The 23,717-nt window shown below is 59.6% G+C and carries 24 protein-coding genes; 8 read left to right on the top strand and 16 right to left on the bottom strand.

What is annotated here, in order from left to right:
* Window positions 1–117: 117 nt before the first annotated feature.
* Genes cbiE through NW870_RS10185 form a run of 3 tightly spaced genes read right to left on the bottom strand, consistent with a single transcriptional unit; the run spans window position 118 to window position 3,006 of the window.
* The gene (cbiE, locus tag NW870_RS10195; protein WP_414375152.1) at window positions 118–1,377 is read right to left on the bottom strand and encodes a precorrin-6y C5,15-methyltransferase (decarboxylating) subunit CbiE; all 1,260 of its coding nucleotides are present in this window, start codon (window positions 1,375–1,377) and stop codon (window positions 118–120) included.
* Window positions 1,378–2,319 carry a hypothetical protein gene (locus tag NW870_RS10190; RefSeq protein WP_414356556.1) on the bottom strand — a complete coding sequence of 314 codons (942 nt, stop codon included), beginning with the start codon at window positions 2,317–2,319 and terminating at the stop codon, window positions 1,378–1,380. It lies immediately after the preceding gene.
* A 33-nt stretch (window positions 2,320–2,352) separates the two neighbouring features.
* Window positions 2,353–3,006, bottom strand: coding sequence for a cobalt-precorrin-8X methylmutase (locus NW870_RS10185; protein ID WP_414375151.1), 654 nt, complete (start codon window positions 3,004–3,006; stop codon window positions 2,353–2,355).
* Between the two features lie 101 nt (window positions 3,007–3,107).
* On the opposite strand from NW870_RS10185, the gene NW870_RS10180 reads away from it, so the two are divergent.
* Window positions 3,108–4,226, top strand: coding sequence for an alpha/beta fold hydrolase (locus NW870_RS10180; RefSeq protein WP_414375149.1), 1,119 nt, complete (start codon window positions 3,108–3,110; stop codon window positions 4,224–4,226).
* 126 nt (window positions 4,227–4,352) lie between these two features.
* Here the strand turns inward: NW870_RS10180 and NW870_RS10175 are convergent, their stop codons facing one another.
* On the bottom strand, window positions 4,353–5,000 hold the full coding sequence (locus tag NW870_RS10175) for a flavin prenyltransferase UbiX (RefSeq protein ID WP_414356563.1): 648 nt from the start codon (window positions 4,998–5,000) through the stop codon (window positions 4,353–4,355).
* A gap of 174 nt (window positions 5,001–5,174) precedes the next feature.
* Complete coding sequence (locus tag NW870_RS10170; RefSeq protein WP_414375148.1) at window positions 5,175–5,777, bottom strand: hypothetical protein; 603 nt, start codon at window positions 5,775–5,777, stop codon at window positions 5,175–5,177.
* 327 nt (window positions 5,778–6,104) lie between these two features.
* Between NW870_RS10170 and NW870_RS10165 the strand changes: the two genes are divergently transcribed.
* The 3 genes from NW870_RS10165 (at window position 6,105) to NW870_RS10155 (ending at window position 10,056) form a co-directional block, all read left to right on the top strand.
* The gene (locus tag NW870_RS10165) at window positions 6,105–6,347 is read left to right on the top strand and encodes a DUF751 family protein (protein ID WP_414375147.1); all 243 of its coding nucleotides are present in this window, start codon (window positions 6,105–6,107) and stop codon (window positions 6,345–6,347) included.
* A gap of 278 nt (window positions 6,348–6,625) precedes the next feature.
* On the top strand, window positions 6,626–8,161 hold the full coding sequence (locus NW870_RS10160; protein WP_414375145.1) for a site-2 protease family protein: 1,536 nt from the start codon (window positions 6,626–6,628) through the stop codon (window positions 8,159–8,161).
* Between the two features lie 44 nt (window positions 8,162–8,205).
* Entirely contained in the window at window positions 8,206–10,056 is a 1,851-nt protein-coding gene (locus NW870_RS10155; RefSeq protein ID WP_414375144.1) for an aspartate kinase, read from the top strand.
* Between the two features lie 6 nt (window positions 10,057–10,062).
* On the opposite strand, the gene psbA is transcribed toward NW870_RS10155, so the two are convergent.
* Together psbA and carB are read right to left on the bottom strand one after the other, a co-directional pair.
* Window positions 10,063–11,118 (bottom strand): photosystem II q(b) protein, encoded by a 1,056-nt coding sequence (psbA, locus tag NW870_RS10150; RefSeq protein ID WP_414329388.1) that lies wholly within the window; start codon window positions 11,116–11,118, stop codon window positions 10,063–10,065.
* Window positions 11,119–11,459: 341 nt separating this feature from the next.
* Complete coding sequence (gene carB / locus NW870_RS10145; RefSeq protein WP_414375142.1) at window positions 11,460–14,675, bottom strand: carbamoyl-phosphate synthase large subunit; 3,216 nt, start codon at window positions 14,673–14,675, stop codon at window positions 11,460–11,462.
* 279 nt (window positions 14,676–14,954) lie between these two features.
* Between carB and NW870_RS10140 the strand changes: the two genes are divergently transcribed.
* Together NW870_RS10140 and NW870_RS10135 are read left to right on the top strand one after the other, a co-directional pair.
* Entirely contained in the window at window positions 14,955–15,188 is a 234-nt protein-coding gene (locus NW870_RS10140; RefSeq protein ID WP_071818136.1) for a FitA-like ribbon-helix-helix domain-containing protein, read from the top strand.
* The gene (locus NW870_RS10135; RefSeq protein ID WP_414375141.1) at window positions 15,172–15,597 is read left to right on the top strand and encodes a type II toxin-antitoxin system VapC family toxin; all 426 of its coding nucleotides are present in this window, start codon (window positions 15,172–15,174) and stop codon (window positions 15,595–15,597) included. Before NW870_RS10140 ends, NW870_RS10135 begins: the two co-directional genes overlap by 17 nt.
* On the opposite strand, the gene NW870_RS10130 is transcribed toward NW870_RS10135, so the two are convergent.
* Genes NW870_RS10130 through NW870_RS10100 form a run of 7 tightly spaced genes read right to left on the bottom strand, consistent with a single transcriptional unit; the run spans window position 15,592 to window position 19,564 of the window.
* The gene (locus NW870_RS10130; RefSeq protein ID WP_414375139.1) at window positions 15,592–16,272 is read right to left on the bottom strand and encodes a Na(+)/H(+) antiporter subunit B; all 681 of its coding nucleotides are present in this window, start codon (window positions 16,270–16,272) and stop codon (window positions 15,592–15,594) included. The two genes, NW870_RS10135 and NW870_RS10130, sit on opposite strands and share 6 nt — an antisense overlap.
* Entirely contained in the window at window positions 16,269–16,790 is a 522-nt protein-coding gene (locus tag NW870_RS10125) for a DUF4040 domain-containing protein (protein WP_414357736.1), read from the bottom strand. The genes NW870_RS10130 and NW870_RS10125 overlap by 4 nt, the downstream gene beginning before the upstream one ends.
* 9 nt (window positions 16,791–16,799) lie before the next feature.
* A complete protein-coding gene (locus tag NW870_RS10120; RefSeq protein ID WP_011431879.1) occupies window positions 16,800–17,081 on the bottom strand; it encodes a monovalent cation/H(+) antiporter subunit G in 282 nt (93 codons plus the stop codon).
* A 19-nt stretch (window positions 17,082–17,100) separates the two neighbouring features.
* Window positions 17,101–17,352, bottom strand: coding sequence for a hypothetical protein (locus tag NW870_RS10115; RefSeq protein ID WP_011431878.1), 252 nt, complete (start codon window positions 17,350–17,352; stop codon window positions 17,101–17,103).
* Entirely contained in the window at window positions 17,349–17,753 is a 405-nt protein-coding gene (locus tag NW870_RS10110; RefSeq protein WP_041436089.1) for a Na+/H+ antiporter subunit E, read from the bottom strand. Before NW870_RS10110 ends, NW870_RS10115 begins: the two co-directional genes overlap by 4 nt.
* Window positions 17,737–19,209, bottom strand: a complete 1,473-nt coding sequence (locus NW870_RS10105; protein ID WP_414375137.1) for a cation:proton antiporter — start codon at window positions 19,207–19,209, stop codon at window positions 17,737–17,739. Before NW870_RS10105 ends, NW870_RS10110 begins: the two co-directional genes overlap by 17 nt.
* Window positions 19,202–19,564 (bottom strand): cation:proton antiporter subunit C, encoded by a 363-nt coding sequence (locus NW870_RS10100; RefSeq protein ID WP_414350428.1) that lies wholly within the window; start codon window positions 19,562–19,564, stop codon window positions 19,202–19,204. Before NW870_RS10100 ends, NW870_RS10105 begins: the two co-directional genes overlap by 8 nt.
* Window positions 19,565–19,939: 375 nt before the next feature.
* Here NW870_RS10100 and glp point away from each other — a divergent pair, with 375 nt between their 5' ends.
* Both glp and NW870_RS10090 read left to right on the top strand, forming a co-directional pair.
* Window positions 19,940–21,157, top strand: coding sequence for a gephyrin-like molybdotransferase Glp (glp, locus tag NW870_RS10095; protein WP_414375154.1), 1,218 nt, complete (start codon window positions 19,940–19,942; stop codon window positions 21,155–21,157).
* A 298-nt stretch (window positions 21,158–21,455) separates the two neighbouring features.
* On the top strand, window positions 21,456–21,965 hold the full coding sequence (locus NW870_RS10090) for a MarR family winged helix-turn-helix transcriptional regulator (RefSeq protein ID WP_414375135.1): 510 nt from the start codon (window positions 21,456–21,458) through the stop codon (window positions 21,963–21,965).
* A 68-nt stretch (window positions 21,966–22,033) separates the two neighbouring features.
* Here NW870_RS10090 and NW870_RS10085 read toward each other — a convergent pair whose 3' ends face one another.
* Together NW870_RS10085 and NW870_RS10080 are read right to left on the bottom strand one after the other, a co-directional pair.
* The gene (locus NW870_RS10085; RefSeq protein WP_414355801.1) at window positions 22,034–23,008 is read right to left on the bottom strand and encodes an ABC transporter permease; all 975 of its coding nucleotides are present in this window, start codon (window positions 23,006–23,008) and stop codon (window positions 22,034–22,036) included.
* An 80-nt stretch (window positions 23,009–23,088) separates the two neighbouring features.
* A complete protein-coding gene (locus NW870_RS10080; RefSeq protein WP_414375133.1) occupies window positions 23,089–23,364 on the bottom strand; it encodes a hypothetical protein in 276 nt (91 codons plus the stop codon).
* Window positions 23,365–23,717: the final 353 nt, after the last annotated feature.

Raw genomic sequence — 23,717 nt, 5'->3', positions numbered from 1 at the left:
ATCTAAAAAAACCAACTTCATCCTCTTTCCTCTATAAATTACTCTCTCTATCCTAACATAAGATCAACACGACCTAGCTCCTCTCCCCAAAAGAGAGGGGCGATCAGTTCAGTAAGTTCACTGTGATTCCGAGTTTGAAGGGATCCCCTGCAGCAGGTAAACCGGGTTCAGGGGGGCAAAGCGGGTGCCCTCGGCCAGGACGGCAGAGCGGGAGATCTGAACGTGATCCACTCGGACTTGCCAGCCGCGCGAACGCAGCCATTGCAGGGCCTCGCTGCAGGTTTCTAGGGTAGCGAAGTTGGCCACCAAGATCCCTCCAGGCCGCAGGCGGGCTTCCACCACCGGCAGCAGATTGCGGATCCCTTTGCCGCCACCGCCCAGCACCACCCGATCCGGATCTGGCAGGTCGGCCAACACTTGGGGGGCTGCCCCCGGGATCACCTGCAGGTTCTCCAGTCCAAAGCGTTGCCGGTTGCGCCGAATCAGGCAGATGCCGGCGGCATTCCGCTCAACGGCGTACACCTGAAGTTGGGGGGAAAGACGGGCTATTTCGATGGCCACCGAGCCGGTGCCGGCACCGATGTCCCACACCACGCCCTCCTGGGGGAGCTGCAGGGATCCCAAGGTGAGCAGGCGGATGGGCTGCTTGGTGATCAAGCCGGGCTGGTCGGGAAAGGTGTAGAACTGGTCGTCCGGGATCCCGACCAAAGGCCAGCGATGGGGATCTGGCTCCGGTTCTACCCGTCGCAGCACCACCACGTTGGGGTTGGAGAAGGATGAATTCTGACCTTCCTGGAGGGGCACGATCTGCTCTTGAGGGGATCCCAGTTGGCTACATACCCAGGCTTGGTAGCGCACCGGCAGCCGCAGGTCGGAGATGAAGCGGGCCAAGACCGTCGGCGTGTGCTCCGGATCGGTCAGGGCCACGATGAGGGGGGATCCCTGTTTGAGAGCGTCCTGTAGCCGTTCCACCCCTCGGCCATGCAGGCTGAGAATGGTTGCCTCCTGCCAGGGAATCTGCAAGTGGTTCAGGGCCAACTGTACTGAGCTGACTTGGGGGTAAAAAGCCAGTTGCTCCGCCGGGAAATATTCCGTCAGCAGGCGCCCAATCCCGAAGAAAAACGGATCCCCGCTGGCCAACAAAACTAGGGATCCCTGAGCCATCTCCTGCTGCAAAAGCGGGATCCAACTTTCCACCGGCCCGGTGAGCGGGATCTTGCGGGCCGGATGATCGGTAAAGTGCCGGAGCAGATGAGGGGCTCCTGCCAAAACCCTGGCTTGGGAAAGGGGGGGGATCCCCCAGGAAGCCACAGAGCCATCCCCCGCTACCCCTACGACCGCAAGCTGAGGTGACCGCCCAGGTGCTGCCGTAGCCATTTAACGTTCGACAGGTGGGTGGTATTGGCGCATGTGATTGAGAAAATCCAGTCGCAGCTCCGCCACTTCCCGTTGCATTTCCCGCATCTCCCGAATAAAGCTGAGTTGAGCCTCGATCAGGCGGCCATCGCGCTCCCGAAATTGCTCCATCATCATGGCTTGCGCTTCCCTCAGTTCGGCAAACCCAGCCTGCATATCTCGGCGGCACTCCTGTATGGCCACCTCCAGCTCGTCTCCCCGCTCTTCGTTCTGTCGAATCCGCTCCTGGTTCTGTTGGATCAACGCCCTGATCTCCTGGATTTCGGTCTGGAGTTGGGCTTCCATAGCCTGCCGCTCGGCCCGCATTTCGGCCATCTGGGCCTCAAAGCGCTCAGCCGACCGCTGCTGCTCGGCCCGCATTTCGGCCATCTGAGCCTCAAAGCGCTCGGCAGATCGTTGCTGTTCAGCCCGGATCTCGGAGATTTGGGCTGCAAAGGCCTGCCGCATCTCAACCATCTGAGCCTCAAAGCGCTCAGCCGACCGCTGCTGCTCGGCCCGCATTTCGGCCATCTGAGCCTCAAAGCGCTCAGCCGACCGCTGCTGCTCGGCCCGCATTTCGGCCATCTGGGCCTCAAAGCGCTCGGCCGACCGCTGCTGCTCAGCCCGGATCTCGGAGATTTGGGCTGCAAAGCCCTGCCGCATCTCAACCATCTGAGCCTCAAAGCGCTCAGCCGACCGCTGCTGCTCGGCTCGCATTTCGGCCATCTGGGCCTCAAAGCGCTCGGCCGACCGCTGCTGCTCAGCCCGGATCTCGGAGATTTGGGCTGCAAAGCCCTGCCGCATCTCAACCATCTGAGCCTCAAAGCGCTCAGCCGACCGCTGCTGCTCGGCCCGCATTTCTTGGATTTGTTCTTGTTGTTGCTGAAGGTTGCGAATCAGCCACTCCTCTTGTTCTGGGGTCATGGGAAAGGTCTGAAGATATCCCTTCAATTCTAGTCAGTTGGGGATGAGATCCCGTTGGGCTGCCAAGAGAAGGGCGTTGACAACGGCAGCGGCTACCGGGGATCCGCCTTTGCGGCCCTCCACGCGAATCTGGGGAACATCCGTTTGCGCCAACGCCTGCTTGGCCTCTTCCACCGCCACAAATCCCACCGGCACTCCGATCACCAAGGCCGGCTTGACCCGCTGTGCCCGAATCTCCTCCACCAAAGCCAGCAGTGCAGTGGGGGCATTGCCGATGACAAACAGGGCTTCCGGATGGCGGCGTGCTAAGTTCACCATCCCATTAGCGGCACGGGTTTGGCCGGGCCAACGAGGCTCCTCCACCCAGTCCAAAGCGCAATGGAGCGGGATCCCTTGCGCTCTCAGACCTGACTGGATCCCGGCTGCCACCATCCTGACATCGACAACGACAGGCCGCTTTTGCCGCAGGGCTGCCAGGGCTTGTTCGACGGCGTTGGGGCCGAAGAAAAAGCGATCCCGTAGCTCAAAGTCGGCAGTGGCATGAATGGCGCGGCGCACCACCTCATAAGGGATCCCTTGCCAGGGGTGGGGGCCGATCTCCTGATCGATCTGGCGAAAGCTGGCAGCGGTAATCGGGTCTATCCCGAAGGCTTCATCCATTGGGTCTGGGGTTATGGACACAGTCATGCTGGCATGTCCTGGAAGATATAGAAGAACCGGTGGCAAAGTACGTCCTATTAAATGATGAGCCGAGGAAACCACTAAGATTGGTCTAGCCTAAATTGGAGATGAGCCTATTGTTATCACCCACTTCTCCCTTGCACGGACTCGACTCCCATCCTTCCCCTTCTGCTCCCGTCGGCGCCAATTCCGTTGGCGCTCCTGGTTTCTCCTCTGTTGATGCGCCCCCCCCTTCCCCAACGGGTAGCGACAGGGATCCCTTGTCGGCTTTGCCTCGCTACGGCTACCCCCAAACCTGGCATTGGCGGGGCTGGCCCATCCATTTCACTTACACTCCCAGTCGTGCCCAAACCCCTGCCGGTGTAGTCAACTTAACGGCAGCTCCGGCCCTTTTAATCCACGGATTTGGGGCTTCGGTGGGCCATTGGCGCCACAACATCGTCCCTCTGGGATCCCAGCGCTCCGTCTATGCCCTCGACTTGCTGGGATTTGGCAAGAGTGCCAAGCCGGAGATCGCCTACAGCGTTGATCTGTGGGTGGAGCAGGTGTACGAGTTTTGGCAAACTCACATCCAGCAGCCCAGCATCCTGGTAGGCCATTCCATCGGGGGCTTGGTGGGGGTAATTGCCGCCGCCCGCTATCCCCAAATGGTGAAAGGCTTGTGCTTGATCAGTTGTGCCGATGGGCCTCACCCCGAAGAATTACCCCCTCCCTGGGATGTCTTGGTGCAGCTCCTTTGCGACGGGATCCTGGCCGTCTTGGGCTGCCCACTCACCTATCCCCATTTGTTTAACTGGCTGCGGCAAACCGAGGTGCTGCGGGCTTGGATCAAAAACGTCTACAAGCGGGATGAGCAGGTGGATGAGGAGCTGGTGCAGATCTTCCAGAGGCCGGCCTTTGAGCCGGGGGCAGCCCACGTGTTTTTGGACGGTCTGAGGGCCATTCTCTGCCGCCGCTTCGACAGCCCCAAACGCCTGCTGCCCACCCTAAAAATGCCTATCTTGCTACTTTGGGGCCGAGAAGATCCGGCAGTGCCCAGTTTTTTGGCAGACCAATTTAAGCGCTGGCAACCTGCCCTCACCTTGGTGAAGCTGCCGGGAGTAGGCCACTGCGCCCACGACGAGCTGCCTCACTGGGTCAACACCCTCATCGGGGAATGGGCGGCCAGTCTGGAGACCTGCCCTGACTTGCCCACCCCCCTTCAGCGGGATCCCCGAGTCGGCTAGCTCAGCAAGTGATCTGAGCTATTCCCGGCAAGGTGCCACAAGTGAGGGCTATCGGCACAGGGCCCCCCCCAGCTTGGAACACCCCCAAGCCAAATCCCAGCCTGCCGCCGGGAAAAGGGATCCCGCTCAGAGATCAGGGGGCAGCTTGAGGATCTGATGCTGGCGCATCCCCTGCCAGCGGCGAATGAGATCGCCATCAATACCGAACTGATCCAACGCCTTCACCACCACAAAATCCACCAAATCTAGGATGGTACGCGGCTGGTGGTACCAAGCTGGAATGGCCGGAACAATGCGCGCCCCCGCTTCTGCCAGAGTGGTCAAGTTGCGCAGGTGGATCAGGCTAAAGGGGGTTTCCCGCGGCACCACCACCAAGCGTCGTCCCTCCTTGAGCTGCACATCAGCAGCCCGCTCCAGCAGATCCGAGCTCAAGCCGGCAGCCAACTTGGCAACTGTACCCATGCTGCATGGGATCACCAACATCCCCTGCGTGCGATAGGAGCCACTGGCAATGGTTGCCCCCACATCCTGCCAGCGATGACAAACCAGGGATCCACCGCTGCTCTCGGCTTGTTGTCGCCAAAAGTGGGCCTGCTTGCGGGGGTCTGTCGGCAGCAGCACCCCGTGTTCTCCCTGCCACACCTGATAGGCCGCTTTGGAGACCACCACTTCGACACAGTAGTCCAGGCTGAGCAGAACATGCAGAGCACGCACAGCATAGAGCATCCCTGAAGCGCCAGATACGCCAAGGATGATAGGCAGAGAGGATGTCAAGGGCCGCCGGGGAACGTCTTCTGCTCAAGTCTAGCGAGGGGAGCTGTCCCTCGCCTGCTCAGGGGATCCCTAACCCACTGCTCCCAAAGACTTGCACAACGTGGGACAAAGATAAAACAGTGCTCTTGGCGCAGGTTGAAGGCAGCGTTCAAGTCGCAGTCTGGCTCTTTGCTGTTAGGTTTGCAGATTTTGTCGCCCGTTGCGGATCACCCGCAAGGATTCCAACAACCGCAACTCCAGGTCTTGCAAAACCTGATCCACGTAACGGTGGGCTTCCCGCTGCAGGCGCTCCGATTCCTGAAGCGTCTGTCGCCGCACTTCCTCACTCTGTTGATAGGTTTGTTGCAACAACTGCTCCGCTTGAGCTTGGGCCTGTCGCAGAATGGTCGATTCGTTGAGGAGCTGCTCGGCCCTGCGCTGGGCCGTGGCCACAATTTCTTGGGCGTAGCGATTGGCCTCCGCCAAGATCCGATCCCGCTGGCGCAGCAATTCTTCCGCTTCCTCCAGGGCTGTCGGCAGGTTCAGGCGGATAAAGTCTAACTGCTCCAGAATCTTTTCTTCTTCAATGAGGGTGCGAGACCAGAACAGACGAGGGCTGCTGAGAATGGCTGCCTCCAGTTGATCTAGGGCCTCCTGGACGCGCATCAGCGCCAGGGTCTGATCCCCAAACGGTACGCCGGCACGATTGGAAGCATCAGAGGGCAATTCTCGCATCAGTCCAGAAGAAAGTGGCCGCGCCAAGCAAACGGGCAAAGCAGGCAAGATAACGCCTACCATATCAGGTTCTCGGTTTCCTGAATCTGCGCAGTCTCCCCTTCGCTCCAACCCCTCTTTGGTCAAGGAGATGTTCTTTCTGATACTCAAATATGGCAGATTTTCCCCCTTGCAGAGGCTATGAGCCAAGCGGCAGAGGCCGGCGCCGGTCAGTTGGTGCCACAGCCGTTGTTTTATCCATTGGAGCTGAAGTTGCCCGGCTGCAAAAAGAGCGCCAACGGAAGTTTGTTTTTTGAGTTGCTGCCAATTCCCTGAAGATGGCCAAGCTCCGGGTGGTTGACAGCAACCTGTGGCACACTGAGGAGAAAGGAGTTAGAGCCCGAGCTGCTCATGCCACAGCCGCAGCCCCCCCGCAGACTGGAAGACCAATTTGTGGAGAATGTCTCCCGTTACCCCACCTACTTTATTACCGTTTTGCTGGGGGGGATCTGGGCCGGCCTCCAGCCTTTTGTTAGCCTGTATCGCAAAAGTCCAACAGCGGCGGCCATGGTGACGCTGGGATCCCTTTTGTTGCTTCTATTTGTTTATTTCACCCTGCGAGGCATGACAGGGAATACCTTTTGGCCAGAATAGATACTGGGTTGAGGTTGGGGCCCATGGGCGAAGCTGTGCAGTGGACGCCGGCAGCATAAGCACGCCTCAAGGGGATCCCTCTTTTTCGCCCCACTGCTGACAAGAAGTAAAGTGCTCCGCACCGCTCGCGCGAATGAAAAGTTTGCCCCGGAATGGTGGCGATCTATGGGCAGGCCAAGCCTCAATTGGCTCTTCAGGGATCCCGGCTGCAAGCTGTAGCGAGGGGATTGGATTTGCCGCTAGCTTGGTAGAGGTGTTCTCCTCCGTTTTTTGAACTCATGGCAGATTGGATCCTGTTGGCGCTGGTGGGTTCTGCAACCTACCTGCTGCTGCAAAAAAGTGTGGCCCGCCTTTCGAAGGTGCCGTGGCGGATCCTGTGGCTGGTGATGATGCTGCCCCCTTTGGTTTGGGTGCTGGGGCGTCAGGTGTTTCAGTACGAATTGCCTCCCTTGCTGATGTTGCTGCTGTTTCTCACCTCCTACTTTACCAGCATGACCTTGGTGAGACGAGGGGGCATTCGACCCTCAACCGGAGGCCCTCGGCCAGAGGTGGAAAACTCCTCTCCAGAAGCGGATCCCTCGCCGGCTGGGGAACCTGAGCCAGAGGAAGAGGAGGAAGACGGCGCCGCAGATCCGGTCTCGCTGGCTCTTGCCCACACCCCCATCTCCGAAGTGCCGCGGGAGAAGCTGAGCCATTGCTTCCCCTGGAACGTCTTTTATTTGCAAAATGTGGAGTACCGCCCCCAGGCGATCATCTGCCGGGGCAACTTGCGGGCGGATCCCAGTGAAGCCTATGAGCGGGTGCAGCAAAACGTGGAAACCACTTTCGGCAAACGCTTTTTGGTGGTGCTGCAGGAGGGGTTTGCCGGTAAGCCCTTTTTTGCCTTGGTGCCCAACCCGGCGGCGCGGCGCTCCCTGGCGGACAGTCGAGAGTTGCCGCTGCTGGCTTTGGGGCTGTTGCTATTCACCTTCTGGACAACCCTCAGTGCTGGGGCCCACGCGGCTGGGGTTAGCCCTGACCGGCTGCTGCATTTGCCCTCTCTGATGAAAGGATTGCCCTATGCGGTCGGGATCCTTGCCATTTTGGGATCCCATGAGTGGACTCGTTACTGGGTGGCCCGCCGCCACCACATCAAAACCTCGCTGCCCTATTTCATCCCGGTGCCTTTTGTCCTAGGGACTTTTGGGGCGTTTATCCAGTTGAAAGAGCCGGTGCCCAACCGCAAGGTGTTGTTTGATATCGCCGCCGCCGGGCCGCTGGCAGGGAGTCTTGTTGCTTTGGGCATGCTGTTGCTGGGGCTGGTGTTTTCAGCGCCTGCAGATCCTCCCACGGTGCCGGAGGGGCAGCCGACCCCGATTAGTTTTCATCGCATTGACCCGCGCCTATCGGTGCTGCTGGCAATTCTGGCCCGCATGGTGCTGGGGGATCAGTTGCAGCCGGGGCAGGTGATCGAGCTGCACCCGCTGGCCTTTGCCGGCTGGCTGGGCTTGGTGGTGATTGCCTTTAACCTCATGCCGGTGGGCCAACTGGATGGAGGGCACATTGTCCACGCAGTGTATGGACAGCGGATGGGAGCGAATGTGGGCCGGGTAGCCCGCTGGTTGGTGTTGCTGCTGGCTTTGACGGTGCAGCCTTGGCTGTTGCTCTGGGCGCTGCTGCTGTTTGTGATTTCCAGTGCTGACGAGCCGGCCCTCAACGATGTGACGGAACTGGACGAGGCCCGGGATCTGCTGGGGCTGGGGATGCTAACGCTGCTGGTGCTGATCCTGCTGCCGGTACCGCCGTTTTTGCAAAATGGACTGGGCTTGGCCTAGATCCGGGGTAGGATCCAAACCGCCCCTGACCTCATTCTCCTCTCATGCAACGCAGCTTAATTGTTCAAAAGTACGGCGGTACCTCTGTCGGCTCTGTGGAGCGTATCCAGGCCGTGGCTCAACGGGTGGCCCACACGGTGAAGGCAGGGCATCGGGTGGTGGTGGTGGTCTCGGCGATGGGGGATGAAACCGATCGCCTTGTGGGCTTGGGGGAGCAGATCTTGCAGGGATCCCCGACCACACCGGCCCAGTTGCGGGAATGGGATATGCTCCTTTCCACCGGTGAGCAGGTGAGCATTGCCCTGGTGGCCTTGGCGCTGCAACGCTTGGGGTGTCCTGCCCTTTCCCTGACGGCAGCCCAGGTGGGCATTGTCACCACTCGGGATCACAGCCGGGCCCGCATTTTGCACATCCACACCGACCGCCTGTGGCAGCACCTGGAGCGGGAAGAGGTGGTGGTGGTGGCCGGGTTTCAGGGCATCACCAGCCTGGCGGAGCTGGAGATCACCACCCTGGGTCGGGGGGGATCCGACACCACGGCGGTGGCCTTGGCAGTGGCTTTGGGAGCAGAGCTGTGTGAGATCTACACCGATGTGCCGGGGATCTTCACCACGGATCCGCGTAAGGTGCCTGAGGCCAGGCTGTTGCCGGAGATCACCAGTGATGAAATGTTGGAGCTGGCCAGCTTGGGGGCCCAGGTGCTGCATCCCCGCTCGGTGGAAATTGCCCGCAACTACGGTGTGAAGCTGCGGGTGCGCTCCAGCTTGGAGCCGTTGCAGGCGGGATGCGAGGGCACTCTCATTCTTTCTCCTCCCCCCCGTCCTCGTGCTGCCGACAGCAGTATCGAGCTGGGCCTGGCGGTGGATACGGTGGAGCTGGATCGGGATCAGGCCAAGTTGGTGTTGGTGGGGGTGCCGGATCGCCCTGGCATTGCCGCCCAGCTCTTTCAGGGGATCGCGGCGGCAGGGGTGAATGTGGATTTGATTTTGCAGTCGCTCCAGTTCACAGCCGCTCACGCCAGCGGGACGGACTCCTTGCCGCAGGGATCCGTGCCCCAGCCCACCAATGACATTGCCTTTACGGTCAGTCGGTCGCAGGTGGCCGAGGCTGCAGCCGTTGCCCGGCGGATTGGCCAAGAGCTGCAGTGTGCAGCGGTGATTGTGGATGAGGCGGTGGCCAAAGTCAGCATTGCCGGGGTGGGGATGATGGGCCGACCTGGGATCGCGGCGCAAATGTTCCAGGTGCTGGCCGAGGCCGGGATCAATTTGCAGATGATCTCCATGTCCGAGATCAAGGTGAGCTGTGTGGTGGCTGCGGAGCGGGCCGGTGATGCCGCCTTGGCTCTGGGAGAGTCGTTCCAGGTGATCCCCCACTTGCATCGGGCAAAGATGCCGGCTGCCCCTCAAGACAGCCACCCGGTACGCGGTGTTGCCCTGGATTTGAAGCAATCGCGGCTGGGCCTTCGCAAAGTGCCGGATCGTCCGGGAACTGCCGCCCATTTGTTTGGGCGCTTGGCGGCTGCCGGGATCATCGTGGACACCATCATCCAAAGCCAGCGGGGCTACCACAACGGGATCCCCAGTACCGACATTGCCTTTACCGTGCCTCAGGATCAAGCGATGGCTGCTGAGGCAGTCTGCCGGCAGGTGGCCGAAGAGCTCCAGGCGGCAGGCGTTGACGCGGATCACGACATTGCCAAGGTCAGCATTGTCGGCGCCGAGATGGAAACCTACCCTGGCGTGGCTGCTCGCCTGTTTGCAGCCCTAGCCGAAGCCGGAATCAACATCGAGATGATCGCCACCTCGGAGATCAAGGTGAGCTGTGTAGTGCGCCGGGATCGAGGGATCCCGGCCTTGCAAGCTATTCACCGCGCTTTCCGGCTGGACTGCCCCTAGCCTGCCTTAGGGTTGAGCCGCCAGCAGCAAGGGAAAATGATGGGCGTTGGGGGCGTGCATCACCTGGATCCCCAGATTGGCGCGGTTGAGGAGATCGGCGTAGGTGGGGATGAAGCGGCCCTGGCTGTCCAGGATGGACTGGTTGAAGTTCAAGCCGTTCAAGTTAAAGGCCATTATGCCGATACCTATTGCCGCCGCCCAAATCCCCACTGTGGGCAGGGCCGCCATCCAGAAGTGGACGGAACGGCTGTTTCTCAGGCCCAGGCCGGGGAACCCCAGCCGCCCCAAGAACGCGTAGTGCCCGGCCAGGAAGTTGTAGGTGACTTCCTCCTGCCCGAAGCGGTAGCCGGCATTTTGTGACTCTTCTTCCGAGGTCTCGCGGATTAGGCTGGAGATCACCAGGGAGCCGTGCAGGGAGGCCAGCAGAGCGCCGCCAAAGACGCCGGCCACCCCCAGCCAGCTAGCAGGGTGCATGAGGATATTGTGCTCCGCCTGGAAAGCCAGCATGAAGTAGAAGGTGCCGGCGATCCCCAGGGGCAAGCCTTCCGAGAAACTGCCCTGGCCGATGGGGTAGACCAAGAGCACTGCCGTAGCCGCCGCCGCCGGAGCGGAAAACGCCACCGCAATCCAGGGACGCATGCCCAAGCGATAGCTCAGCTCCCACTGCCGGCCCAGGTAGCACCACACCCCGATCAGGAAATGGAGCACGATCAGTTGGTAGGGGCCGCCGTTGTAGAGCCATTCATCCAAAGAAGCGGCTTCCCAAATGGGGTAGAAGTGCAGGCCAATGGCCGCCGACGTGGGCACCACCGCCGCCGAGATGAGATTGTTCCCCCCTATCAAAGAGCCGATCACCGGCTCGCGGATCCCATCCACATCCACCGGCGGAGCAGCAATAAAAGCGATCACAAAACAAAAGGCCGCTGCCAACAAGGTCGGGATCATCAATACGCCAAACCAGCCGATGTACAGCCGGTTTTCGGTGCTGGTTATCCATTGACAAAAGCCATTCCAACTCCAGAGCTGCCGTGCAGCCGAGGAGCGGCGAATTACCGTACTCATAGGCCAACTCCTAAAGAGACAAAACCATTCTTTGCTTTGTCGGCTTCCTTGAACGGGGCAAAACTCTTCCCGCGCCGACCGCCAAAAGCGTCTCCTTCTTTCAGGCTAGACAGTTTTAGGGACGCCGACAGGGATCCCTAACTTTCGCAACGGGAATGTGAAAAAAATGGATTTGTCGATACAAATCAGCACCGATATGTTGCAATTTGGAGGTCTTTGAGAGCTTCCCGGCGAAGGTCGGTCACTGGCAGTTGATGGCAGCCAAGCTTGAGCAGACGTTTCTTAAGGATAGGTTTAGGAAAGAGGTGCCGTCCGGGACCTGCTTTTTTTCCTCCAGAATCCTAGACAGAGAAAAAATCCTGCAAGCACTTCACCTGCAGGGATCCCGACTGCAAAGCACGGATGGCAGCCGCGGTGGCTTTGGCTCCTGCCAGGGTTGTCACCAGAGGGATCTTGTAGGCCAGGGCAGTGCGGCGGATCTTTTGGCCATCTTGCTGCGCCTCGACACCGGAAGGGGTGTTGATAATGAGCTGAATCTGGTGATTTTTGATGGCGTCGATGACGTGGGGCCGTCCCTCGTGCAGCTTGAGGACTTTGTCCACCGGGATCCCGTGCTCGGCCAAAACCTTTTGGGTTCCTTCGGTGGCCAACAGGCGAAAGCCCAGCCCCACAAACTCGCGGGCTACCGGGATGACCGCCTGTTTATCCCGGTCGCTGACGCTGATGAACACCGTCCCCTGGAGAGGCAGATTCTGCCCCGCCGCCAGTTGGGCTTTGGCGTAAGCGCGGCCAAAGTCCGTGTCAATGCCCATCACCTCACCGGTGGAGCGCATCTCCGGCCCCAGCAGCGTGTCGGTGCCGGGAAACTTGTGGAAGGGCAAAACCGCTTCTTTGACGGCAATGTGGGAGGGGATCACCTCCTGGGTAAAGCCCAGCTCTTCCAGAGTTTTGCCGCTCATCACCTGAGCGGCGTAGTCCGCCAGCGGATGGCCGATAGCCTTGCTGACAAAGGGGACGGTGCGGGAGGCGCGCGGATTGGCCTCCAGGATATAGACTTGACCTTTTTGGACGGCGTATTGCACGTTGATCAGGCCCACCACCTTCAGAGCTTGGGCCAACTTCACCGTCCACTCGCGGATCACCCGCAGCACCTCGGGGCTGAGGGTGCGGCTGGGCAATACACAGGCCGAATCGCCCGAGTGGATCCCGGCCTGCTCGATGTGCTCCAGAATGCCGCCGATGGTAACAGCGCCGGTGCGGTCGGCAATGGCATCCACATCCACCTCCACCGCCTCTTCCAGGAACTGATCCACCAGCACCGGACGATCCGGATCCACCGCCACCGCCAGTTGCATGTAGCGCTGCAGGTCTTGGTCGGAATAGACGATCTCCATGGCTCGTCCCCCCAAGACGTAGCTGGGCCGCACCACCACCGGATAGCCGATGCGGCGGGCAATTTCCAAGCTTTCTTCCACGCTGCGGGCAATGCCGTTGGCCGGCTGGCGAATATCCAACTCCCGCAAGATGCGCTCGAAGCGCCCCCGATCCTCAGCAATGTCGATGGAGTCGGGGGAAGTTCCCCAGATGGGAGCCTGGGCTGCTGCCAGCCCCTGCGCCAGCTTGAGGGGAGTTTGACCGCCAAATTGCACGATCAGGCCGACCGGCTGCTCAGCATCCACCAAGTTCATCACCTCTTCATGGGTGAGCGGCTCAAAATAGAGGCGATCAGCGGTGTCGTAGTCGGTGGAAACGGTTTCCGGGTTGGAGTTGACCATGATCGCTTCGTAACCCAGGCGGCTGAGGGCAAAGGCAGCATGACAACAGCAGTAGTCGAATTCGATCCCCTGGCCGATGCGGTTGGGGCCACCTCCCAAGATCATCACCTTCTCTTTGCGGGCCGGGAAAATCTCCGACTCGCTCTCGTAGGTAGAGTACTGGTAGGGGGTAGCAGCCTCAAATTCGGCGGCGCAGGTATCTACAGTTTTGTAGGTGGGGATCACCCCCAGGCTTTTGCGGCAGGCCCGCACCTGATGTTCCGTGGATCCAGTGAGGTGGGCAATTTGTCGGTCGCTGAAGCCCATTTGCTTGAGGTGTCTCAAGTCGTCAGCGCTCAGGGATCCCAGCTCCCGCCCCTTGAGGGCTTGCTCCACCTCCACCAACTCCTGTAGCTTGTCGATAAACCAGGGATCGATGTGGGTGAGTTGGGCAATCTCCTGGGCAGAAAAGCCCATGAGCAGAGCGGTGCGGATGGTGAGCAGGCGGAAGGGGTTGGGGGTGCGCAGGTTGGCCCGCACTTCCTCCGGCTTGGGGAAAACCTCCGGCCTATCGCTGCCAAAACCGGGACGGTCGATTTCCAAAGAGCGCAGGGCCTTCTGGATGGATTCTTGAAAAGTGCGGCCAATGGCCATCGCCTCCCCCACCGATTTCATCTGGGTGGTGAGAACCGGCTCTGCGCCGGGGAATTTTTCAAAAGCAAAGCGAGGGATCTTGGTGACCACATAGTCGATGGTGGGCTCGAAGCTGGCCGGGGTTTTGCGGGTGATGTCGTTGGGGATCTCCGGCAGCGTGTAGCCTACTGCCAATTTGGCGGCAATTTTGGCGATGGGAAAGCCGGTGGCCTTGCTGGCCAAAGCAGAAGAGCGGGAGACCCGCGGGTTCATCTCGATCACCCGCACCTCGCCGTTGGCAGGGTTGACGGCAAATTGCACGTTGGATCCCCCGGTCTCTACGCCAATTTCGCGCATGATGGCGATGGCATAGTCCCGCAGCCGCTGGTATTCTTTGTCGGTGAGGGTTTGGGCCGGGGCCACGGTGATGGAGTCGCCGGTGTGCACCCCCATTGGGTCGATGTTTTCTATGGAGCAGATGATCACCACGTTATCCGCCAGATCCCGCATCACCTCCAGCTCAAACTCTTTCCAGCCGATGACCGATTCCTCCACCAAGATCTGGGAAACGGGGCTGGCTTCCAAACCGGCGGCGCAGATCTCTTCAAACTCCTCCTGGTTGTAGGCCACCCCACCACCGGTGCCCCCCAGCGTGTAGGCCGGGCGGATGATGAGGGGATAGCCGATCTCCTGGGCAATCTGCTTGGCTTCTTCCAGGGTGTGGGCCAGGCCAGAGCGGGGCACGGCCAAGCCAATCCGCTGCATGGCTTGCTTGAAGAGATCCCGGTCTTCGGCTTTTTCAATGGCCTCCCGCTTGGCCCCAATCAACTCCACCCCGTACTGCTCCAGGATCCCTTGCTGGGCCAGTTGCACCGCCACGTTGAGGGCCGTCTGGCCGCCCATGGTGGGCAGCAAAGCATCAGGGCGCTCCCGCTCGATAATTTTGGCCACAAAGTCCGCCGTCACCGGCTCGATGTAGGTGCGCTCCGCCATACTGGGATCCGTCATGATGGTGGCGGGGTTAGAGTTGACCAAAACGACCTCATAGCCCTCTTCCCGCAGGGCTTTGCAGGCTTGGGTGCCCGAGTAGTCGAATTCGCAGGCTTGGCCAATGACGATCGGCCCCGCTCCAATGAGCAAGATTTTGTGGATATCGGTGCGGCGCGGCATAGGGATCCCACCAGGTGGCAGAGTCAGCCTTCTATTGTAGAGGTCACCTGCAGGTCAAGTTGCTCATCGGGATCCCTCTTTTTTGAGTGTTGCGCTTTCAAAGGCTATGCACAGCAGGCAGAGCTTGGATCCCTGGCAGGCAGGAGTTCTCTGGGGCAACCCGCAAAAGGGCAGCTTCTTCATCAGTATCAATAGACGGGAAAACTTGAACTTTAGATGATATCAATGCTATCGTCGCAGCAAAGCCGCCCAGGGATCTGCCGATCGAGGAAACGCTCTATGGCCACGTTAATTGTTCGCAATGTTGACGAAGCCATTGTCAAAGCTCTCAAACAAAGGGCTAGTCGTCACGGCGTTAGTGCAGAGGCCGAACACCGCAAAATCCTAGAGCAAGTCTTACTACAGCCTGCGAAACAGTCCTTTGCCGAAGTGCTCAGATCGATACCTAACGTTGGCAACGATTCAGACTTTGAGCGGGTGCAAGATAACACTGCCCATGACGTATTTGCTTGACACTAACGTCATCAGTGAGCTGCGCAAACACAGTCAAGCCAACTCCGGGGTTCAAGAATTTCTTCAAACTGCCATTGAGCAAGAGGCCCGCATCTACATCAGCGTGATCACGCTGGGCGAACTCCGCCGAGGCGTTGAACTCATGCGCCATCGCGGCGATCATCTGCAAGCCAACCTTCTGGAGAGGTGGCTGCAAACGGTTGTCGATGACTATGCCGATCACATTCTTGATTTCACAATTACCGAAGCCCAGGTATGGGGAAGCCTGTGCGTACCTCACTCTCAAAATGCGATTGACAAACAACTGGCTGCTACAGCCTTGTTTTACGGACTTACCCTGGTTACCCGTAATGTCCGTGATTTTGCCAGGACAGGGGTGCCTCTCATCAACCCATTTGAAACCTCATAACAAGCCGCGGTAGCGAATAAAGATCAAAACTGCCGCCCAGGATCCCAGCGCCACCTTGATCGCCACCAGAATATTGAGAATCGGGATCCAGCCGCCGCTAAACAGAGCTCCCAACTCCCCTCTGGGCAATTCCCAGCCGGCCAGAGCCACCACGGCCACCCCGATAAACGTCACCACCGACAGCTTCTCCCACATCGCAGCCCGCCACCGTTTGTAGATGGCCTCCATCCAGGTGGAAGAGGCGGTGATCGCCACCAAGCCAATGGCCGTCCCCCCCGCCACCCCGGCAGCAAAGCCTCCGCCCGGCGTCAGGTGCCCTCGAATGGCCAGCTCCACCGCGATCAAAGCCGAAATGGTGGCTCCCACTCGCGCCAACACAATCGAGGGAATATCGGTAAATTGAGCTACATTGGCTGTCGGCTGCTCATCCGCCAGCAGATATTGGGCGCCCAAAATTGCCGTGGAAAACACCACCACTTCAAAGACCGTATCGTAGAGGCGGTTGCGCAGAATAAGACCCGTCACCGTGTTGGGCACACCGCTTTCGCTGGCCAGAATCTCCACCGCCTCGACTAAGGCCACGCCCGCTGTGGAATTGGGGGAAACGGATCCCGCCTCGCCCACAATGAGCTGTAGGGCTGCCAGCAGCACCGCTATCCCGTACACCCACTTCATGTCGCCATCACCTCAGCGGCCAGAGCTTGCTGCGCCAAAATGGCCTGCAGGCGGGGTACGCGTGTAACCAGGCGATACTCTGCTGCTTCTCCACCGGGCTCAAGGGCAATGGTGTGTACCTCTCGGCTGCGAAGAGCAGCCACCAACGCCTCCGAACTCCCATAGGCGGCCAACTCCAAGCGCATGTGATACCGCTGTAGCCCTTGGCGCATCTGCTGTAACAACTGCCGTGCTGCTGAGGTACTGGCCTCCAGCACAGGGCTGCCTTCAAGAACGCCCAGGCGCATACTCAGCGAAGAGCGCACCGCAATGGCGTAGAGGGTAATGGAAAGCATAGTGCCCACCAGCGCCTCGGTCAGAGCCACATCCGCCGCCCCAAACAGCGCATAGATCAGGGCGGCAATTGTCCCCAGGATCCCTCGCATCACCAAGGCGTGGTAGGGATTGGTCTGAGTCACCACCAAGCTTGCCGTCAGGGGCAGGAGTAACGCCATCACCAGCAACAGGGTCTCTTCCATCCTGCCCTCCTATAGGGACTTGCGCTGCGAGCAAAACGCCAGCACATAGCCCAGAATGGTATTCCAAATAGCCAGGGAGATCAGTGCCAACACCAACAGGGGCCATTCCCGTGGGATCCGCAACAGCAGCCCCAGCATGATGCTCATAGAGCCCAGGGTGTCCGACACCGAAAGGCCGTGCAGCTTAAATAAAATCGAGCGATCCCCAAGGAGCGGCGCCGTTCCCCACAGCCAAAACAGCACACCAATCCCAAACAACAGATAGCTCAGACCTTCCACCCAGACTTCCATACCTACCCCCAGGGCCTTTCTAAAGCATTTCCAGCCGTTTCAGTACATGAGCCAAGAGCATTAAGGCCGCATTGCCCACCGACAAAATCAAAACCCCCACAATCCCGATCATCCAATCATCCCGCACCACCGACACCACCAAAATCAGGATGGCCGTCTTTGTGGCCAAGCTGGCAAAGGCGAGCATCGTCTGCCAAATATCTTCCTTCAGCCAAGCGGCATACAGGGGCAAGCACAGCGTTAGGGTCAGGAGAAACAGCAGTAGGTTCACACGTCCTCCCGCGGCTTGAGCACATGGACTTCATAAGTGCCTTGGGCATTGCAATTGAGCACGATGGTTTTGGGCGTGAAGGTAATTAAAAAGATATCCAGAAACACCAGCCCTGCTGAACGGTTGGGCAGGGTTTGTTTGTATACAACTTCCTCAACAGTGTGGGGCTTGAGGATCATCTCGAAGGCTTCCCAGTAGGCTCTTGGGATGGCGAGAAGAATTTCCTGGAGCACTCGCCCCCAATCCCGCCATTGCACCGGTGCGGAAGCCTGGCGCGGCAGCAGCAACGTTGCCGCCACCCCGATGGCCACATTGTCCCAGCTCAGATTGCCCGTCAGCAGAAACCAAATCAAGAGGCGCAGGCCGATCTCCAATAGACCCAACTCAGGGTAGCGTCCCATAGTTCCCCACAGCTAACAGAGCCCAAACCAGCACCAACACTATGCTCAAGCCGCCCACCACTGCTTCCAGCCCTTCGTTCACCGACCCTCCCTTCAAAGGGATCCGCTCCCAAAACCAGCCTAGGGGGATCCCAACGCCCAAACTGAGGAGCGCCTTGAGAAGATTGTCAGCGCCATAGGCCGCCGGTAGCCAGCCCCAGAGCAAGCCCCCACCCCAAAGCACCAGTGCCACTTTATCTTGCCAAGGAGTTGCAGAGGTGGTTGCCCCCTTCATTGGAGAAACAGGTGCCCGCAGCACTCGCACGCCTAAACACGTGGTGCCGACGGTAACCCCCACCAGCAGCCACTCGTGCCAGGGATCCAGAGCAGACAAGCTGAGGGCCTTGGCCGCATACCCCAAACTGCCGGGTACCCCTGCCAGGGAAGCCGTCCCCAAGAGCAGCATCGGCCAACGCCAGGGATGGGTCACGCTTGTTCCAACAAACAGCAAGGGCTTTGCCAACCCATGGGCAAGACCGTACAAACCTGCCCATTGAGGGGCAGCAATCACAAATCCCATCTGCGATACCGAGCTCCAGGCGAGAAGGTGCTGGGGCGTGCTCGCCATCAGGGCCAGTAGGATCCCGAAAACGGCTGAACCGGCGCTCAAGTAGGGCAACCCCTGGGCCAAGATCGGCGAAGCCTCGCTGCAGCGCACCAAGGCCATGGCTCCTGCTTTGGTCGTAAAACCGCTGAGCACCGCCGCGATAACGGGATCCGCGGTAGCATAGGTGAGAGGCAGCCACAGGCCGGCAACGAAGATCGCCCCCTTGGCCAAAAGACCCACAGCAATCAGCGCCAAGGCTGTGGGGTCGGCCATAGTTAAACTGCTCATCGCCAGGGATCCCGTGCGCACATAGACCAGGATTGCGCCCATCAGGTAGAAGAGCATGGCCACATTGCTCATGAAAAGGTAGCGCAGCCCCACCCAGAGCTGGCGATCGCGGTGCGGAGCATTTTCTTCCACTGTGGGTTGGCCCTCAGCCCGCCGCCCATAGGTCAGCAGCAAAAACACGCCGATGCTGAGCACCTCCAGGGAAACGTAGACGCTGATCAGGTCGGCACTGATGACGACAGCATTGGCGCTACCGTGGACGATCAGCAACTGCATGGCCAGAAAGCGGCTGCCCGCAAAGCGTCTATCCAAATACAGGGCCACTCCTAGCGTGACCAGGCCGTGGGCCAAGAGCATCGCTGCTCCATTGGCATCGATCCGCAGCGTCACCCCGAAGTGATCCAAAAGCTGTAGCTCCAGGGGTGTGGCGGTTGTGCCGGGCAAGCCCCCCTGCTGCACCGCATAGACCACCGTCAGCGCAGCCATCCCCACCAGGCTGGGACGGGTTAGGGCTGGCATCAAGTAGGTTGTGAAGGCCAGCAGAAAGGGCAGCGCCACCCATACCAGCGTCAGCTCAGTCATCGGTAAAAGTGCTCCGCGCCCCTGACGCGAGTGCCTGTTCGATGCTCTCGACTTCGAGGGTGGGATGATTGCGGGAGAGCTTCATCACCCCCACCAACATCAAGGCTTGTACCGACAGGCCGATGACGATGGCCGTGAGGATGATCCCCTGAGGCACCGGGTCGGCATAGTCCAGCTCGCGCCAGGGTTTGTAGATGGGGGTGAACACACCGCTCCGGGCTGCCCAGATCACGAAGAAGGCGATGACCCCGGTGCTCATGACATCCATAGACAGGATCTTCATAATGAGGTTGCGCTTAACCACGACTCCCCAGAAGCCAAGGAAGATCGTGAGGATGACGGCGGCATTTAACATAGACACCTCGCTTGCTGCACTCGAGCTATCCGGTGGCTCAGTCGTCCTAAGGCTACGCCCGCTACGCGACCAGTATCCAGCTTCCGCAGTCACAGCAGCCAGATAGCCTATGGCCGGTTGCAACGCTGCCGGGATCCCCATCTCCCCAACAAGGCCGGGATCCCGAAGTAGAAAGAGTTGCAGACTCCGAATAAGCAACTTGACCCGACTTCTTGCCAGCTCTGGGGCTTGGTGGGATCCTGGTCATACACTTCTCATGCCAAGGTCGGAATTGATGGCCGCTGTCCGCAGTTTAAGTTGTTTTTAATGGCCTTGGCGGAACCGACTTCTGGATGCTGAAGAAAGGTGTTGGAGAAGGGGGTTGTAAAAGCCGTGATGCTGCCGGTGGCCGAAGCAGAAGCCCTGATTTTGCAGGCGGTTCAGCCGCTGGGCACAGAGTGGGTGGAGCTGGGATCCGCCCAAGGCCGCGTTCTCAGCCAAACTTTGTATAGCCCCCAAGATTTTCCGGCCCGGCCCACCTCCAGCATGGATGGCTATGCCGTGCGCCATGAAGATGTGCAAGCGGGGATCCCTTGTGAGCTACAGGTGATCGAGACTCTCCCCGCCGGGAAGGCACCCACCCGAGATCTCCAGCCCGGACAAGCGGTGCGTCTCTACACCGGCTCTATCTTGCCCGGCGGTGCGGACACCGTGGTGATGCAGGAAGACACGCAGCAACCTTCGCCGGGAACCGTCCGCCTCTTGCAGCGTCCGCAACGGGGCCAATTTGTCCGGCCCCAAGGAGACTTTGCCCGGCAGGGGGATCCCGTTCTGTTGACAGGGCAGGCTTTGGGTGGAGCGGAGCTGGCCGTTTTGGCTGCCATCCGACAGGCGATGGTGCCGGTGTTTCGTCAGCCCCGGGTAGCCCTGTTCTCGACAGGGGATGAGCTAGTGCCCATCCAGCAGGTGCCGGGGCCGGGGCAGGTTGTGGATTCCAACCAGTACGGCCTGGCGGCTCTGGTCAAGGCAGCGGGTGGGATCCCGATCCAGTTGGGCATCGTGCCGGATCGGCTCCAGGTGTTGCGGCAGGTCGTCCAGCAGGCCCTGGCCTCTGCCGATGGGGTGATCTCTTCTGGAGGGGTATCGGTGGGGGATTTTGACCTGGTGGAAAAGGTGCTGGAGGAGTTGGGAGGCGAGATTTTCATCCGCAGTGTGGCCATCAAGCCGGGCAAACCCCTGACGGTGGCCCGTTTTCCCAATCCCCACGGCCCTCCCAAGCTCTACTTTGGCCTGCCGGGCAACCCTGCCTCTGCCCTGGTGACCTTCTGGCGCTTTTTGCACCCGGCTCTGCGAAAAATGGGCGGATCCCTGCCCCCCTACTGGCAGATCCTCTCCGCCTTCAGCGCTGTGGATCTGCATGCCGACGGTCGGCGGGAACACTACCTCTGGGGACGGCTGCAGGTCAAGCCCGAAGGGATCCGATTTCAGCCCGCCGCCAACCTCAATTCCGGCAATCTCATCAGTCTGGCCGGCTGCAATGCCTTGGCTGTGCTGCCGGTGGGAACAACCCAGATCCCTGCCGGTTCGCCCGTTCAGGTGCTGCAACTGCCCTGAAGATCCCTAGCCCTTCTTTCGCTGCTGCCGGAATAACCGTCATAGTCGTTTCAGTTTAGGATGAGATACCCGAGCTACTGGTCGCGCCAGCGGGACGGAGTCCTTGAAAAGCCTTCTGGCCCAGTGCATTCAATGTTTTAGGGTTTTAGGCATAGGTGCAGTATCCTGGCTTGGATCGAAATGACCATAATTTGCGTTAGAACTGTACTACGGTGGGCTATCATAGAGCCGAGACTGTCCTTTGGGGTTGAGTTCCCTCAGGACTCTGTTCCACCAACGCGAACAGCGATCTTCAACCATGCCCACTCCCGCTAACTCTCCTCCTCTTCAAAGCGACGAGGTTCTCAACCCTGAGGACTCCGTTCCGCTGACGCGGACGGTGGCGGCGGCCCGTGAGCCTTTTTTGGGGCTGTTGCGAGACCTGGCGCGGGCCTACCAAGCCTTTGAAAATTATGCCGGGGTTCATATTCGGCAAATGGGGCTGACCGCCCCCCAATTTGATGTGTTGGTGACCCTCGGCAATACCCCTGGGATGACCATGAATGTCCTGGCCCAAAAAACGCTGGTGACCAAAGGGACACTGACCGGCATTGTGGATCGCCTGGAACAAAAAGGGCTGGTGCGCCGGGAAGTGCCCCCGGAAAACCGACGCTGCTTTAAGGTCGTGCTGACAGAGGCGGGGGAAAAACTGTTTGAGGAAATTTTCCCGGCCCACATCGCCTACTTGAAAGAGCGTTTCCAAAAGCTGGATCCCTCGGAAATGGCGCAGATCCAGGCTTGCCTTAAAAAACTGCAGGCTATTTTCTAGCGCTTTCAGATTCCCCTCTCCGATCCGGCTGATCAGCGACCCCCAAGCCGCAGTGCCGGAAGCAACCTCTAGCCCGGTTCAAACGGCTGCCCCAGAGCTGCCGGCGGAGTGGCCTTCACCGCCTGCTGGATCCAGCGCCGCAGCCGAGGTGGGATCCCGCGCAAGCCGTACTCCCACCATTCCCCAGAAGTGAGCACCAACACCAAAATCATCAACACAAAGGGAGCCACCGTAAAAACTTGGGTGGGCACGGCGCGGATGGTAGTCTGGGCAACTCCGGCAAAGGACTGCAAAATGCCGAACAGGTAGGCCCCCAGGGCTACCCGCAAGGGGTTCCAGCCGCCGAAGATGACGATGGCCAAAGCAATCCAGCCATACCCTGCTGTATGTCGGTGGCTCCAGCCGGCCTTGAAATCCAGAGAAAAAGCAGCTCCCGCCAAGCCCAATAGGGATCCCCCCACAAGGGTATAGACATAGCGCCAGAAAATGACATCGGTGCCCCGGGCAAAGGCTGCTGCCGGCTGTTCTCCCATGGCCCGCAACATCAGGCCAGGCCGAGTGCGATAAAAAAAGAACCAAGTTCCCCCGATGAGCGCGTAGCTGGCGTACAGCAACAGATCCCCTCGGAACAGGAGCGGCCCCAGCAGTGGCACCTCTCTCAAGAAGGGGATCGGCAGGCTGGGCACCGTTGGCCCTGGGATCCGCACGAACGGATTGCCCAAAAAGGAAGACAAATCCGCCCCCAACAGGGCCAAGACAAAACCAATGGCAATTTGGGATCCCTTCAGGGTCAGCGAGCCGAAGGCCACAATCCCAGCAAACAGCACTCCCACAGCGGCGGCAGCCAAAAAGCCCAACGCCAGACTTCCCGTCAGCTTGGCCACGGCGAACCCAACCATGGCGGCCAGCATGATCGTCCCCTCTGCGGAGAGATTGATCACCCCCGCCCGCTCGGTAATGGTTTCCCCTATGCAGGCAAAGACCAACGGTGTGGCGGTGGCAATGGCAGTAGAGAGAATGGCGACCAGTTGAGCAGCGTTCATGATGGGCCTGTCGAGAACTCGGGTTGGGTTGATGCATTTGCAGTTGCTGCGCGAATGCGCCTGTTGATCTGGGCATCGCCTCAGCCCAACACCCAGAGCATGAAAGCCACCCCCAAGGTGACGGCGCCGAACAGAGCATAGCTGATCTGGCGCAGCGGCCTCAGTTGCATAGCATGGAGAGCTTTGAGCCAGTCTAACCCCAAGGATTCCACGAAGCGATCCAACACCGCTTGCATCGGATAGGCATAAACCGATCCCTGCTCTTTAAAGTTCACCAGCACGACCAGCAGCGTGGCGTAGCCCCAGAGGCCGCCCCAGAGCACAGCGCTCAACCCGATTAAAATTGGCTCGAGCATTGACCTTCCCTATGAGTGTGCCCACCGTTCGCGATGGCAGGACGGAGTTCTTCGAGCTTGGGGAGCTTCAGATCTCATTATTCCGGTTCTTTTCCCGTTGAGGCTGCCCTCCCTCAGGCAGTAGCCTAGAAGGGGTCCAAGCTCGCTTTTAGAGGTAAAGGGATTGGTTTTGCCGGTTCTCTTCTGCCCGTCCAGGCCAGAAGATGACAAACTGGAAGTACCCGCTCGGAGTTATCTCGTCAAATCTCCATGAGTTCTCGCTACCTGCTGCCCCCCGCTGAACCCAAGTCTGTCGGTACTGCCTATATCCTCTGGGCGTTGGGCATCTTCGGGATCTGTGGCGTCCATCGCTT

Origin of the sequence: Synechococcus sp. R50.1 (genome assembly GCF_047462115.1) — a bacterium.
In the GTDB taxonomy this organism is placed as follows: domain Bacteria; phylum Cyanobacteriota; class Cyanobacteriia; order Thermostichales; family Thermostichaceae; genus Thermostichus.
This window is presented reverse-complemented; position numbering and strand designations above follow the sequence as displayed.